This is a genomic window from Prevotella mikamonis (assembly GCF_055381405.1).
In genome coordinates this window covers 2,135,530-2,149,515 of the sequence record NZ_AP035785.1, presented here as the reverse complement: position 1 = coordinate 2,149,515, position 13,986 = coordinate 2,135,530, and the positions used below count along the sequence as shown (strand labels likewise).

The following is a 13,986-nucleotide window of genomic DNA, read 5'->3' as shown; positions in this document are numbered from 1 at the left end:
GCATGCCGCGTCCGTAGAATAGATAAAATCATTTGACGAATTATCCCAGTTGTTCTTGATATAAGTTTGCGGACGCGGCATGCCGCGTCCCTACTGTTTGTTGTACTTATCAAGATACCATTTGGCTACATTATTCTGAATGTATTCTGCTATCAGATTATATTCTTCTTGATGTTTTATAATGTGTTCGAAGAATCTACTCTGCCAGGCAAAGGTAATTCTGCGTTGGTGAGCGTATTTAGTGATAGCTGATTTGTAACTTCCAACAACTGTAGATAATCTCCCCCTCTGTGTATGAAGGTCTATACCTGTATCTGGAGTGTGATGAGGAATGGAGCTTGTATGATGTAAAGGAACGTCCCCTGAGATGAAAACTAATGCGTGAATGTGGTTTGGCATTATACAGTACAAGGGAATTTGGATGTCGGGAAAGTGTTGTTGAATGGATTGCAAGCATTGTTCTGCATAGATTCCAATAGGAGATAATACCATCTGAGGGGTGGAATCTTGGCAGACAATATGTCCGAAATAATGTTGCTGTTTTTTAGTGCAGATAGTGATAAAATAACTACCTGCATTATAATCATGCCAACGGACGCGGACAGAATGTCGACAAGGCATGTCCATAGATGTGATAAGTATAAAACGGTGTATTCAAAGTCTGTTGGGAAAAAGGTAAGGCAAGCTCTTATAAGGGCTACTATATCTCATTCGCAACAGACTAAGAAGTAAAATTACAGCACCTGACTACCGGGCTTCACCTCACGGTCAACGCGAGTAACGGCCAGATTGCCGTCGAAATTCTCGGCAGAGAGAATCATGCCTTGACTCTCGATGCCCATCAGCTTGCGGGGGGCAAGGTTGGCAATGAAGCAGATGTCCTTGCCAATGAGCTGTTCGGGTTCGTAGAACTTGGCAATACCGCTGACGATGGTACGTGGCTGACCGCTGCCATCGTCGATGGTAAATTTCAGTAGCTTATTGGCTTTTTTCACCTTTTCGCAGTTCACGATATGTCCTACGCGGATGTCGAGTTTCTCGAAATCTTCGTAAGCGACGACGGGCTTGATGTCCTTAGCCTTGTAAGTGGCGGCTTCATTGGCTTTTTTGGTATCTTCCAACTTCTTCAACTGGGCTTCGATGACCTCGTCTTCAATTTTCTCGAAGAGCAATTCGGGTTCGGCCAACTGGTGGCCGGCCTTGAGCAGGTCGGTATTTCCCAACTGTGTCCAGTCAAAGCTATCCATATTAATCATCTTGCGCAGTTTCTCTGAAGAGAACGGTAGGAACGGCTCGAAAGCGATGGCAAGGTTGGCCACGAGCTGTAAAGAGATATAGAGAATGGTCTTGACACGCTCGGAATCGGTCTTCCAAACCTTCCAGGGTTCGCAATCGGTGATATATTTGTTGCCGATACGAGCCAGGTTCATGGCCTCTTTCTGTGCATCGCGGAACTTGAATACGTTGAGAAGGCTCTCTACCCTTTGCTTGACATCCTTGAACTCGTCGAGCGTCTGCTTGTCGATATCGAACAATTCGCCACATGCTGGCACGACACCTTCGAAGTATTTTTTGGTGAGCTGGAGGGCACGATTGACGAAGTTGCCATAAACGGCCACCAGTTCGGAATTGTTGCGCTCCTGGAAATCTTTCCAAGTGAAATTGTTGTCCTTGGTTTCGGGAGCGTTGGCCGTGAGCACATAGCGCAGCACATCTTGCTTTCCGGGCATGTCGATGAGGTATTCGTGCAGCCATACGGCCCAGTTGCGCGAAGTGGAAATCTTGTCGTTCTCCAGATTCAGGAATTCATTGGCCGGCACGTTGTCGGGCAGTATGTAGCTGCCGTGTGCCTTGAGCATGGTGGGGAAAATGATACAATGGAACACGATGTTGTCTTTGCCGATGAAGTGTACCAAGCGTGTATCGTCGTCTTTCCACCATTTTTCCCATGAACCCCAACGCTCAGGCTGGGCGTCGCACAGTTCTTTGGTATTGGAAATGTAGCCGATAGGTGCATCAAACCACACATAGAGTACCTTGCCCTCGGCATCGGCTACAGGTACGGGAATACCCCAGTCGAGGTCGCGTGTCATGGCGCGGGGTTGTAAATCCATATCGAGCCAGCTCTTGCATTGGCCATAGACATTGGGACGCCACTCTTGATGGCCTTCGAGAATCCACTGCTTGAGCCACTCCTGATACTCGTTGAGGGGGAGATACCAGTTTTTGGTCTTCTTGATGACGGGTTTGGAGCCGCTGATGGTGCTATGCGGATTGATGAGTTCCATCGGTGAGAGATCGCTACCACACTTCTCGCACTGGTCGCCATAGGCATGGTCGTTGTGACAATGAGGGCACTCCCCTATCACGTAGCGATCGGCCAGGAACTGATGGGCTTCTTCGTCGTAGAGCTGCTCGGTCTCTCGCTCGACGAGTTTGCCATCTTCGTAGAGCTTCTTGAAAAAGTCGGAAGCCAGCTTGCTGTGGGTATCGGAGGTGGTACGGCTGTAGACGTCGAAACTGATGCCGAACTCCTCGAAACTCTTCTTGATCATGCTATGGTAACGATCGACCACATCTTGCGGTGTGATTCCCTCTTTACGGGCACGGATGGTGATAGGCACACCATGCTCGTCGCTACCTCCGATAAAGAGTACTTCTTCTTTCTTCAACCGTAAATAGCGCACGTAGATGTCGGCCGGTACATATACGCCAGCCAAGTGGCCGATGTGCACGCCACCGTTAGCATAAGGCAAAGCGGAAGTGACAGTGGTGCGTAGATATTTCTTCTGTTCCATAACGTTCTGTTTTTCTTTATTGTTTCTTTGGCTGCAAAAGTACGAAAAAATTGGGATAACGGCATTATAAATAGGTAGTCAAAAGCTGGTTTTACCTAATTCAATGGAAAGTTTTGGGTGTCGGAGGTGAATGTATCGCATTGTGTATCGCATTGGCGCTTGACAAGGGGTGCGCGATATTGTATCTTTGCATCGTGTTCAGGATAATCATTCTACAGCCGACAAGGCCGGTTCTTATGTCGACTATAGAATCTACCAGGCGGAGGGGAATGAGACGTGATACATCTATTTATTAACAACAAATTAAAATTTAAAGAAAGGGTAACAATTATGGCAGTAAATTACAAACTTTATCAGTGTAAGCGTGCAGGCAAGTTTAATGGTAAGTGGTACGCAAGAGCCGTACACAACGGTGTGATAGGAACGGACGAACTGGCTGAAATCATGCAGCGTAACTGTACGTTGAAGAAAAGCGACATCAAGGCTGTGTTGACTGAGTTGGTAGAGGTGTTGCAAGACGAATTGCAAAATTCCAAGCGTGTACGTCTTGACGGACTGGGCAGCTTCAAGCTCGGTATCAGTTCTTCGGCCGCAGAGACAGCAAAAGACTATTCGCCTGTAAAGCATGTGAGGGGTGTCCATGTACTTTTCATGCCCGAAAGCAAGGCAGATGCCGGTTCTCGTAAGCGTAGCAAGGTACTTGTGAATGGTACGAGGTTGGCAGAGTTGACCAGCTATAATGTGGACAAGACCGTAGCTGAGGCTTCTGGCGAAGAGGAAGGTGGTCACTAAAAGATGTGGAAGAGGGAGTTGGGGAGTAAGCCTCCCCCACTCTGCTTTCATGATGTGAAAATCAAGAAAAGGAGACAAGGCAATGAATAGTAGCAAATGGAAAATGATATTGAAGGTAGTAGTGGCGGTGGCAACGGCTTTGTTGGGTGCATTGGGTGTAAATAGCCAACTGTGAGAGCAGGCTGTATAGGAATCATGAAGAAAAGATGGAAGGCTGTTTGCTTTCCGTCTTTTTTATGCTTATCTTTGCCGTGTAAAGTAGAGTCAATGGCAATAAAAGTAGTATTATTGGATTTCGACGGGACACTGGGTGACACTCAGAAGTTGATAACAGACACGATGCTTGATACCATAGATGTATTGGGATTGGAGAAACGCACGCGAGAAGAGTGTGCAGCCATGATTGGGTTGCCGCTGAAGGAGACGTTTACCGGATTGATTCCTATGTCTGATGAAATGGGAGATAAGTGCGCGGAAACCTATACGGAGATATTTACACGGCGCAATGTGCCGCATGCCGTGTTGCCATTCCCTCATGTGATTGAGACTATTCGGGAGCTACACCGACGCGAAGTGAAGCTGACGATAGCCAGCAGCAGGCATCGCGGCTCGTTGCTCAACTTCATACATGAATTTGAATTGGACGACTATATATCGGCAGTAGTGAGTGCGCAGGATGTGGAGCATTGCAAACCACATCCGGAAATGGTTGAGAAAACATTGGCAATGTTTGGTGTCAGGCCCGATGAAGCCCTGATGGTGGGCGATGCGAGGTTTGACATACTGATGGGAAAGGCTGCCGGTGTGCATACATGTGGGGTGACCTATGGAAACGGAAGCCGCGAAGACATGATGAGTGTTGAGGCAGAACACATCATTGATGACTTCGCGGATTTGTTGAAAGTGGTGGAATCTTACGACTCCTACTCCTTATAACTATCGAGTTTCTTGAGGAAATAGGCTTTGAAATCCTTCCAATGATAATACGGAGCTATGTCGGTCTTAATGGGCAGTGTAGCTTCGTTTTCGTTGCGTAGCACCTTGAAGATGACGTCTTTGTCGGCTGCGCTCTTGCGATAGAATACGAACTGGATGTTTGAAGCCATAGGGAAGATACGGTAAGAATACCATCCGCGGTTTTCCAGTTCTTCTAGGTTTTCTACTTGCATGCCCAGACCATCCAGGTCGAGAAGGCAGGTGAGCGGCATGATGACGGTGTCGTGACCGTAGCGGAGGGTTGCTCCTGGATGCTCTAATTGTAGGCAAGAGTCGGCTTGGGCGATGATATTGCGCAATAGATTGCGCTGTGTGAAAGGCTGTGTTCCTCCATTTAGCGGACTGCCACCATAGGCAATGTACCACCAGGCATTCTCGGTGCGCCAGTTGTCGTAAATCTCTTGTTCGTTGTAGATATCGTAAAGGGAGAGGTTGTGGCGTAGCTCGGTGCTTTGTACGTTGGATGCGTTGCTGAACAGGCGTCTGTATAAGAGGTCGTAATTGACCTGATGCTTCCAGTAGCTGGAGTCGTTGAAGAGTCTATTGAGTACGCTGTCGTAGTGAAGATATTTCTTTCCGAATGTTTTGTAAGCGGCTTCGGCCTTGGCCGGCATCTTATTCTTGCTGAGTACAGGGTCGTCGTAATTCATGTAATACATGTCGTGGTTGCTGGCATCCTGCTTAATCTGCAATTCTGGATTGGCGATAAGCAGTTGCTGTAGTGCATTTTCCATAGAGAGAATGCAGCGGATGACGGTGGTACTGCGTGCATCTATGTTGGTTTTACCGGCAAATACTTCGGGAAAATTCTGTATCATGCGCTTGGCAATCTGGCGGTGCTGCTCGCCTCCCAGCTGCGTGAGTTCGCCGTAACGGTTTTTACTTGCGTCGCGAATGAGGGTGAGTCGGCGTAGCACATCGCGTCCTAAAGCAGTGAGCTTTCCCAGGCTGTCGGCCCGTTGCAAGACGGAAACGGGCTGTATATAATCATTTTTATTGATGAGCCAACGGCTGCCGTGACGGCCGTAATGGCTGATGTAGAATGGTTTGTATCCGGTAGGAGCAGGGGTGAGTTGCTTCTGTTGTGGGCCAGGATAGGCATAATAACTACTGGCAGAGAATAAGGGATTGGCCTTTATGTCAATACGTGACTGTTGGGCAAAGACCATTGCAGTGCACAGCAAGGCCAAAAGTACGAGCATTGTTTTTTTCATCATATAAAATATTTAGGTTTTCTGTCTTGATAGAATTATATACGTATGTGTGCAAAGGTAATAAATATTTTCATAAAATCATACAAAGGGGCAGGGGGAAGTAACAGACAAAATAAGGGCATTTTTCGTTTTTATCTGTGATTTGCCGTATCTTTGCAGAAACTGGACAGGCAGATACGACCGAAGGAAGGGTTGTATCGTCTATTTACAAGTGGTTTATCATAAAAGAAGGATTCTATAGATATGGCAAAAGACAATAAGGCATTGACACCCATGATGAAGCAGTTTTACTCGTTGAAGGCTAAACATCCGGAGGCGTTGATGCTCTTTCGCTGTGGCGACTTCTATGAAACCTATGGCGAGGATGCTGTGGAAGCTGCGCGTGTGCTTGGTATCACGCTGACAAAAAGGAACAATGGCGCACAGGATCCCACTGATATGGCAGGATTCCCGCATCATGCACTGGATACTTATCTGCCAAAACTGATTCGTGCTGGAAAGCGAGTAGCTATCTGCGATCAGTTGGAAGACCCAAAGAAGAAGCGTGAGGCTATCAAGGGGAAGAAGGGATTGAGCGAGATGGATAAGATGGTGAAGCGCGGAATTACGGAACTTGTGACGCCCGGTGTAGCCATGGGCGACAACGTACTCAATTATAAAGAGAATAATTTCCTGGCAGCAGTGCAGTTTGGGAAGGCTTCTTGTGGCGTGGCTTTCCTGGATATTTCTACGGGAGAATTCCTGACGGCAGAGGGTACTTTCGACTATGCTGAGAAGCTATTGGGTAATTTTTCACCTAAAGAGGTGCTTTATGATCGTACGAAGAAGAAAGAGTTTGACCGTTATTTTGGGTCGCGTTTTGTTACATTCGAGCTGGATGATTGGGTATTTACCGAACAAACTGCCCGGCAAAAACTCCTTAAACATTTTGGGACGAAGAATCTGAAGGGATTCGGAGTGGAACATCTGCACAATGGAATCATTGCCAGTGGGGCTATCATGCAATATCTGGAGCAGACGCAACATACCCAGATAGGGCATATCACGTCGTTGGCACGTATTGAAGAAGAGAAGTATGTGCGACTGGATAAGTTTACGATTCGTTCTTTGGAACTACTCGGTACGATGCAAGATGATGGCAGTTCGCTGTTGGATGTCATTGATAGGACGGTAACACCGATGGGTGGCCGTATGCTTAGAAGGTGGGTGGTGTTCCCCTTGAAGAACGTTCAGGCAATCACTGATAGGCAGGATATTGTGGAATATTTCTTCAAACAGCCGGATTTCAGGGATTGTGTCAACGAACAACTACATCGTGTCGGCGATCTTGAACGCATTATTTCAAAGGTTGCAGTGGGCAGAGTCTCCCCACGGGAGGTGGTACAATTGCAGCGTGCATTGGAAGCTGTGGGCCCCATTAAGCTCGCTTGTTTACAGACAGACAATGATGTTTTGAAGAGAGTTGGAGAGCAATTGAATCTTTGTGAGAGCCTGAAAGATCGCATTGCCCATGAAATTCAGGCTGATCCGCCATTGCTGGTGAACAAAGGAAACGTGATAGCTGATGGCTATAATGAGGAACTTGACGAGCTGAGGTCTATCAGTCGTAACGGCAAGGATTATCTTTTGAAGATTCAGCAAGAGGAAACCGAGCGTACTGGTATATCCAGTCTGAAGGTCGGGTATAATAATGTATTTGGTTATTATCTCGAAGTTCGTAACACTTATAAAGACCAAGTACCGGCAGAGTGGGTGAGAAAGCAGACACTCGCACAGGCCGAACGCTATATAACTCAGGAACTCAAAGAGTATGAGGAGAAAATCCTGGGTGCCGATGAGAAGATTCTGGCCTTGGAAGCAAGACTGTTCAATGAACTTATCGTGTACATGCAAGACTTCATACCGCAGATACAAATCAACGCCAACTTACTCGCAAGGCTCGACTGTCTGTTGAGTTTTGCCAAAACAGCAGAAGAACATGCTTATGTGCGACCTGTTGTCGACGACAGCGACGTGCTGGATATCAGGCAAGGTCGCCATCCTGTGATAGAAACACAATTACCTCTGGGCGAACGTTATGTACCCAACGACGTGCTTCTTGATACTTCCCATCAGCAAATTATGATGATAACCGGTCCTAATATGGCCGGAAAATCGGCTCTGTTGCGTCAAACGGCATTGATTGTACTGTTGGCGCAGATAGGCGGTTTCGTGCCGGCAGAGCGTGCGAGAGTGGGTCTGGTGGATAAAATATTTACTCGTGTGGGAGCGAGCGACAATATTTCTCTGGGCGAATCTACCTTTATGGTGGAGATGACAGAGGCGGCCAATATTCTCAACAATGTGTCTGACAGGAGTTTGGTGCTCTTCGATGAGCTGGGACGTGGCACGAGTACGTACGATGGTATCAGCATTGCGTGGGCCATTGTGGAGTATCTTCACGAGCATGTGAGGGCCAATGCGCGTACGCTCTTCGCCACTCATTATCATGAATTGAATGAGATGGAGAAGAATTTCTCGCGTATCCGAAACTATAATGTCAGCGTGAAAGAGGTGGATGGAAAAGTTATTTTCCTCAGAAAACTGGAGAAAGGGGGCAGCGAACATTCCTTTGGTATCCACGTAGCAGAGATTGCCGGCATGCCGAAGAGTATTGTCAAGCGTGCCAATGTCATCCTCAAGGAGCTGGAAAATGATAATGCCGGTGTTGGGACAGTGGGCAGGCCAGATGCCCGGAAGATAGAAGAGAGTAGGGAAGGGATGCAATTAAACTTCTTCCAACTGGACGATCCGGTGCTTTCTCAGATACGCGATGAGATATCGGGGTTGGACATTGATAATCTCACTCCGATGGAAGCACTTAACAAACTGAATGATATCAAGAAGATTATAAACCCATAGAGAGTGGGTTTATAATCTTCTTTTTTTGTTTCATGATTTCTTCCGATACATGCAGTAGATTCCCAGGACTACAAAGGGAATGCTGAGTATCTGCCCCATGTTGACCGGCATACCCGCTTCGAAGTCTACTTGAATATCCTTTGTGTATTCTATGAAGAAGCGGAATGTGAATATCAGCGTCAGGCATAGGCCGAAATAAAATCCTTTACCTACCGTTTTTTTCGCGTAGCGGTAGAAATACCATCCGATGAAGAAGAACACGAAGTAGGCTATGGCTTCGTATAATTGGCCCGGGTGACGAGGATATTGGTCTACTTGCTGGAAGATAAAGGCCCAGGGTACATCCGTTACTTTCCCGATGATTTCAGAGTTCATCAGGTTTCCCAAGCGTATGCAGCAGGCGGTGATAGGTGTGGCTATGGCAATGTTGTCGAGCACCTGCCACAGATTCAGCTTCGTGTGGCGCACATAGAGCCACAGAGCTATCATCAGTCCGAGCGTTCCGCCGTGCGAAGCCAACCCCTCATAGCCGGTCATTTTCCAGCCTCCATCGGGCATGTGGTGGATAGGCAGGAACATCTCAATGATGTGATCCCAACTCGTCAGGAAGTAGTCTGGCTGATAGAACAGGCAGTGTCCCAGTCGGGCACCGGCCAATATGCCTACGAAGCAGTAGAGGAAGAGCGGTTCGAACAGCTCTTCCTTTATTTTTTGGTCTTGATACAGCCATTTCACCATGAAATAAGCACCTATCAATCCGATGAGCCAGAAAGTGGAATACCATCGGAGTCCGAAGCCACCCAGATGTATCAGGTAGAGGTCGGGATTCCAAAGAACGTATAGTAATTGTTCCATTTATTTGGAGATTATGGGTGATGAATGTCAGACATTGAATCTGAAGTGCATGATATCGCCGTCCTGAACAACGTATTCCTTGCCTTCGATGCCCAGTTTCCCAGCCTCGCGCACGGCCGATTCAGAACCGTATTTCAGGTAGTCTTCGTATTTGATGACTTCGGCGCGGATGAAACCTTTCTCAAAGTCGGTGTGGATAACGCCGGCACACTGTGGCGCTTTCCATCCCTTGTGATATGTCCAGGCCTTCACTTCCATCTCGCCGGCAGTAATGAACGTTTCCAGGTTCAGCAGCGAATAAGCCTTCTGGATGAGGCGGTTCACGCCACTCTCTGTCAGTCCAAGTTCTTCGAGGAACATCTGCTTGTCTTCGTAGGTCTCAAGCGAAGCGATGTCTTCCTCGGTCTTGGCAGCAATTACCAAGGCTTCTGCCCCCTCGGCCTTGGCCATTTCTTCCACTTTCCGGCTGTATTCGTTACCCGTCTTGGCACTCTGCTCGTCTACGTTGCACACATAGAGTACGGGCTTGGCCGTGAGCAGGAACAGGTCGTGGGCAAAACTCTGCTCGTCTTTACTTTCAAATTGCACCGTACGGGCGTTCAATCCCTTCTCCAACGCCCCTTTGTAAGCCTCCAGCACGCCTACGGCCAGCTTGGCATCCTTGTTGCCCGCAGCTGCTGCCTTCTGTTGTTTGGTCAGTTGAGAGTCGATGGTCTCCAGGTCCTTCAGCTGCAACTCGGTATCAATGATTTCCTTATCGTTGATAGGGTCTACGGCATCTCCGCCTTCGCGCACCACATTGTCGTCGTCGAAGCAGCGCAGCACGTGGATGATGGCGTCGGTCTCGCGAATGTTTCCGAGGAATTTGTTGCCCAGTCCCTCGCCTTTGCTGGCCCCCTTTACGAGGCCGGCAATATCTACGATTTCGCAGGTAGCGGGCACGATGCGTCCGGGATGAACTATCTCTGCCAATTTGGTGAGTCGCTCATCGGGTACGGTGATGACGCCCAGATTGGGTTCTATTGTACAAAAGGGGAAGTTGGCTGCCTGTGCCTTGGCACTCGACAGGCAGTTGAACAGTGTCGACTTGCCGACGTTCGGAAGTCCTACAATACCGCATTTTAAAGCCATGTCTTAATTTCAAATATATACTTTGACTACAAAGATAGTGCAAACGAGCGCAATGAGAATTTATTCTTAGATTGCCGAGTGCAACTTATCTTCTGCAAAGGTAGTGCAAACAAACACAAAAGCAAAATTTATTTTGATTTTGTTGCGTACGGGTTGTTTTATTTCGGGTTTGCAAAAGAGCCTATATTGGCTCGCTGCAAGGTGCAGACAGCAATGCTGCAAAGGCCTTGCAGCATTGCTGTTCGGCCTTTGCATAAAACGGAGTAAATTCTTACCACGTCGTGAGTCGCATGTCGCCCTTCTCCAGATAGGTGCGGTGCATGGCCAAGGCAGCCGTCATGCTCTGTGGCTCATGTCCCCTTCCGGCCAGTTTCAGGTAGTCGCGCAGCAGCGGTCTGTAGTCGGGATGGGCGCAGTGCTCGATGATTTCCTGCGCACGGCGCAATGGTCCTTTGCCGCGTAAGTCGGCTACGCCCTGCTCGGTCACAATGATGTCGATGTCGTGTTCGGTAGAGTCTACGTGGCTGCACATGGGCACGATAGCGCTTATCTTGCCACCTTTAGTGGTCGATGGGGTATAGAAGATGCTGATAGAGCCATTGCGCTCGTAGTCGCACGAGCCGCCGATGCCGTTCATCAGGTCCGACCCGCATACGTGGCTGGAGTTCTCGTTGCCATAGAGGTCGCACTCCAGAGCGGTATTCATGGCGATGACGCCGAACCGGCGAATCAGTTCCGGTGCGTTGGCCATCTCGCTGGGGCGTATGGTCAGGCGTTGCCTGAAGAAGTCCATGTTGTCGTAAATCTTCTGTAGACACTCGTTGGTGACGGTCGTGGCAGTGGCCGAGGCATAGGCTATCTGCCCTTTGAGCATCATGTCAATGACGGCATCCTGCACCACTTCGCTGAATACGTTCATCACCGGCAGTCCGTCGCATTGTCCGATGGCCTTCATCACGGCGTTTCCCGTAGTTCCCACACCGCTCTGTATGGGGAAGAACTCCTTGGGTATGCGGCCGGCCTTGAGATCGCTCAAGAAGAACTCGGCAACGTTCTCGCCTATCTTCCTGGTCTCCGGGGTCAGTTCCTTGAAGGCACGCGCCTCTTCGGGGATGTTGCACTCCACTACGCCCACTATCTTTCGGGTGTCTATCTCCACATATTCCTTGCCGAATCGCTCGGCCACGCTCGTAATAGGGATGGGCTGGCGATACGGATATTCGGCAAACTCGGCAATGTCGTGTAGGTAACGTGAGTTGGGGCTGTGGAAGTGGTTCAGCTCAATAACGACGCGTTTGGCCAGTCGGGCAATGGTGGGAACGATGCCGCCGGCCGACGTGAGCGACGCCTTGCACGTGGCGGCGCCCTCTTCCAACGCGCTCACTTCGATGATGGCCCAGTCTACATCGCCGTAGAATCCGCGGCGCAGTCGCTCGGCCATGTGGCCCAGGTGCATGTCTTCATAGTCTATCTCGCCGAGATTGGTATGGTCGCGGAAGTCCTTGTTGGTAGAGAAAGGGGCACGAAACTTGATGGCTTTGGCTGCCGCCATGTCGCCCTCAATGCTTTGGCACGACGATGCGCCGGTCAGGATGCCTACTTGGAATGGGGTTCCAGCCTCATGTTCGCGTATGGCGCGCTTGGAAAGCTCGCGGAATACTGCTTTCGGATTACCATTGGGCGTGAATCCCGACAGCCCGATGTTGTCACCATCCTTTATCATGCTTGCCGCTTCGGCAGCTGTTATTCTAGTATAAGCCATAAGCGTTGTTTTTTATTCGAGTGAGTCTAATTGCAAAGTTAGTATTTTTTTTGTCTGTGTGCTCATTCGATATCTATTTATAGCTATAAACAGGCGATAAAGAATAATAATGCAGATAATAATCGTCCTTTATAGGGTATAGCTTTTTTAAAGCTTTAAGAAAAATCGTATTTTCGGTTGCATGTGTTCTATAAAAGTCTTAACTTTGCAACGAAGCATAGGGTTTGTCCCTTGCGTGTTTTTATAAGTTAAATTAGCGTTTGCTGTTTATTCGATGAACATTCCGAAAACTTGGCGGTAGAACGAATGTGACAACAGGAATAAATGAGTGGATGCCCGCGATAGGTCGTGGGCGTTTCTGCTTGTCTGTTGTCAAAGGTCTCGCCAAGTACCTCGGAATGTAGATGAGTGGTTCGTCCACGATTCTGCATTTAAGTTGGGTACTTGGCGTTTCTCTTTTTTATATGGGTCGATGGCATTGCTGTAATCTTAGTTTATGTCAAAAGACCAAACGACAATGCTCAAGGGCATTGCCATCTTATTGATGTTGTTCTTACATCTGTTTTCTAATCCTGATTTTGCTACTACTGCCACTCCATTGTTGTGGGTGGGAGGCATTCCTTTTGCCACGGTTCTCAGCCGGGCTTGCAATCCAGTGGGGTTCTTCTTATTGTGTAGCGGATATGGGCTAGCCTATAGTCATCTGCATGGTAGACTCTTTTATGGTGGACAGTGGCGTCGAGTGTTGAAGCTGTATCTCAACTATTGGCTTATTCTCATTCTGTTTGTCGGGATTGGTAGCGTGGTGATGCCTGAGTATTATCCAGGTGATTTATCCATGATATTGAACAACATGTCTGGATTGAATGTGGATGGCTACAACCATCCGGCATGGTTTCTGCTGCCCTATTGTCTTTTGTGTCTGACTTCTCCCCTTGTATTCAGGACAATAGATAGAGTGGGACTGAAGTTGGCGCTGCCAGTCTCGCTTCTACTCTCATTGGTAAGTATGTTTGTTATTAGTCGTTACATTGCTCCGGCAAAATTGCATCACGAGTGGTATGTGTTGATACTTACCTATTTTGACCTGCTCTTTTTCTTCATCTTGGGTGCAGCTGTATGCTATGTTTCATCCGTGCGTAGTCTGTCGATAGGATGGCTTAAAGATAGGCAATGGCTCGTAGGATTACTTTTCGTATTGTGGTTTGCTATTCATTGTCTCACAGATTCGGCAGCACTCAGCCCTGTTTTCCTGTTTTTCTTTATACTACTGTTTCTCCAGACTGATATTAGAGGATGGTGGCGCAGCGTATTACTGGAACTGGGTAGGAAGTCAATGGTGATGTGGCTCATCCATGCCTTTATCTATGGGCGTTTCTTTCACAACTTTATCTATGGTTTCACTTATCCACTACTCATCTTTTTGGCTTTGGTAGTTTCGAGTTACTTGCTGTCAATCCCTATTATGTTGTTGTCGGATAAAACGATTGGTAGGTTAGGGTGGCTAAATAAAAAATTCTAACCTTTCGCTATAATT

At 48.0% G+C, this 13,986-nt stretch carries 10 protein-coding genes; 5 read left to right on the top strand and 5 right to left on the bottom strand.

Features of this window, described 5'->3' with window-relative positions; genetic code table 11:
• Window positions 1–734: 734 nt before the first annotated feature.
• Complete coding sequence (gene metG / locus ACZ42L_RS09040) at window positions 735–2,798, bottom strand: methionine--tRNA ligase (protein WP_464702501.1); 2,064 nt, start codon at window positions 2,796–2,798, stop codon at window positions 735–737.
• A gap of 330 nt (window positions 2,799–3,128) precedes the next feature.
• Between metG and ACZ42L_RS09035 the strand changes: the two genes are divergently transcribed.
• The 3 genes from ACZ42L_RS09035 (at window position 3,129) to ACZ42L_RS09025 (ending at window position 4,526) form a co-directional block, all read left to right on the top strand.
• The gene (locus ACZ42L_RS09035; protein WP_464705884.1) at window positions 3,129–3,590 is read left to right on the top strand and encodes an HU family DNA-binding protein; all 462 of its coding nucleotides are present in this window, start codon (window positions 3,129–3,131) and stop codon (window positions 3,588–3,590) included.
• 82 nt (window positions 3,591–3,672) lie between these two features.
• Window positions 3,673–3,765: a smalltalk protein gene (locus tag ACZ42L_RS09030; protein WP_464698481.1), complete on the top strand. Its 93-nt coding sequence runs from the start codon at window positions 3,673–3,675 to the stop codon at window positions 3,763–3,765.
• 92 nt (window positions 3,766–3,857) lie between these two features.
• Entirely contained in the window at window positions 3,858–4,526 is a 669-nt protein-coding gene (locus tag ACZ42L_RS09025) for an HAD family hydrolase (protein ID WP_464698479.1), read from the top strand.
• Here ACZ42L_RS09025 and ACZ42L_RS09020 read toward each other — a convergent pair.
• Complete coding sequence (locus ACZ42L_RS09020) at window positions 4,514–5,800, bottom strand: histidine-type phosphatase (protein WP_464701674.1); 1,287 nt, start codon at window positions 5,798–5,800, stop codon at window positions 4,514–4,516. The genes ACZ42L_RS09025 and ACZ42L_RS09020 overlap by 13 nt on opposite strands.
• A gap of 243 nt (window positions 5,801–6,043) precedes the next feature.
• Here ACZ42L_RS09020 and mutS point away from each other — a divergent pair, with 243 nt between their 5' ends.
• On the top strand, window positions 6,044–8,701 hold the full coding sequence (gene mutS, locus ACZ42L_RS09015) for a DNA mismatch repair protein MutS (protein WP_464715892.1): 2,658 nt from the start codon (window positions 6,044–6,046) through the stop codon (window positions 8,699–8,701).
• A gap of 30 nt (window positions 8,702–8,731) precedes the next feature.
• Here mutS and lgt read toward each other — a convergent pair whose 3' ends face one another.
• The 3 genes from lgt to ACZ42L_RS09000 all read right to left on the bottom strand — a co-directional run bounded on the left by lgt (window position 8,732) and on the right by ACZ42L_RS09000 (window position 12,449).
• Window positions 8,732–9,556 (bottom strand): prolipoprotein diacylglyceryl transferase, encoded by an 825-nt coding sequence (gene lgt, locus ACZ42L_RS09010; protein ID WP_464715891.1) that lies wholly within the window; start codon window positions 9,554–9,556, stop codon window positions 8,732–8,734.
• A gap of 27 nt (window positions 9,557–9,583) precedes the next feature.
• The gene (gene ychF / locus ACZ42L_RS09005; RefSeq protein WP_464715890.1) at window positions 9,584–10,687 is read right to left on the bottom strand and encodes a redox-regulated ATPase YchF; all 1,104 of its coding nucleotides are present in this window, start codon (window positions 10,685–10,687) and stop codon (window positions 9,584–9,586) included.
• A gap of 271 nt (window positions 10,688–10,958) precedes the next feature.
• Window positions 10,959–12,449 (bottom strand): acetyl-CoA hydrolase/transferase C-terminal domain-containing protein, encoded by a 1,491-nt coding sequence (locus ACZ42L_RS09000; protein WP_464715889.1) that lies wholly within the window; start codon window positions 12,447–12,449, stop codon window positions 10,959–10,961.
• A gap of 496 nt (window positions 12,450–12,945) precedes the next feature.
• Between ACZ42L_RS09000 and ACZ42L_RS08995 the strand changes: the two genes are divergently transcribed.
• Window positions 12,946–13,971 carry an acyltransferase family protein gene (locus ACZ42L_RS08995; RefSeq protein WP_464715888.1) on the top strand — a complete coding sequence of 342 codons (1,026 nt, stop codon included), beginning with the start codon at window positions 12,946–12,948 and terminating at the stop codon, window positions 13,969–13,971.
• Window positions 13,972–13,986 lie beyond the last annotated feature (15 nt).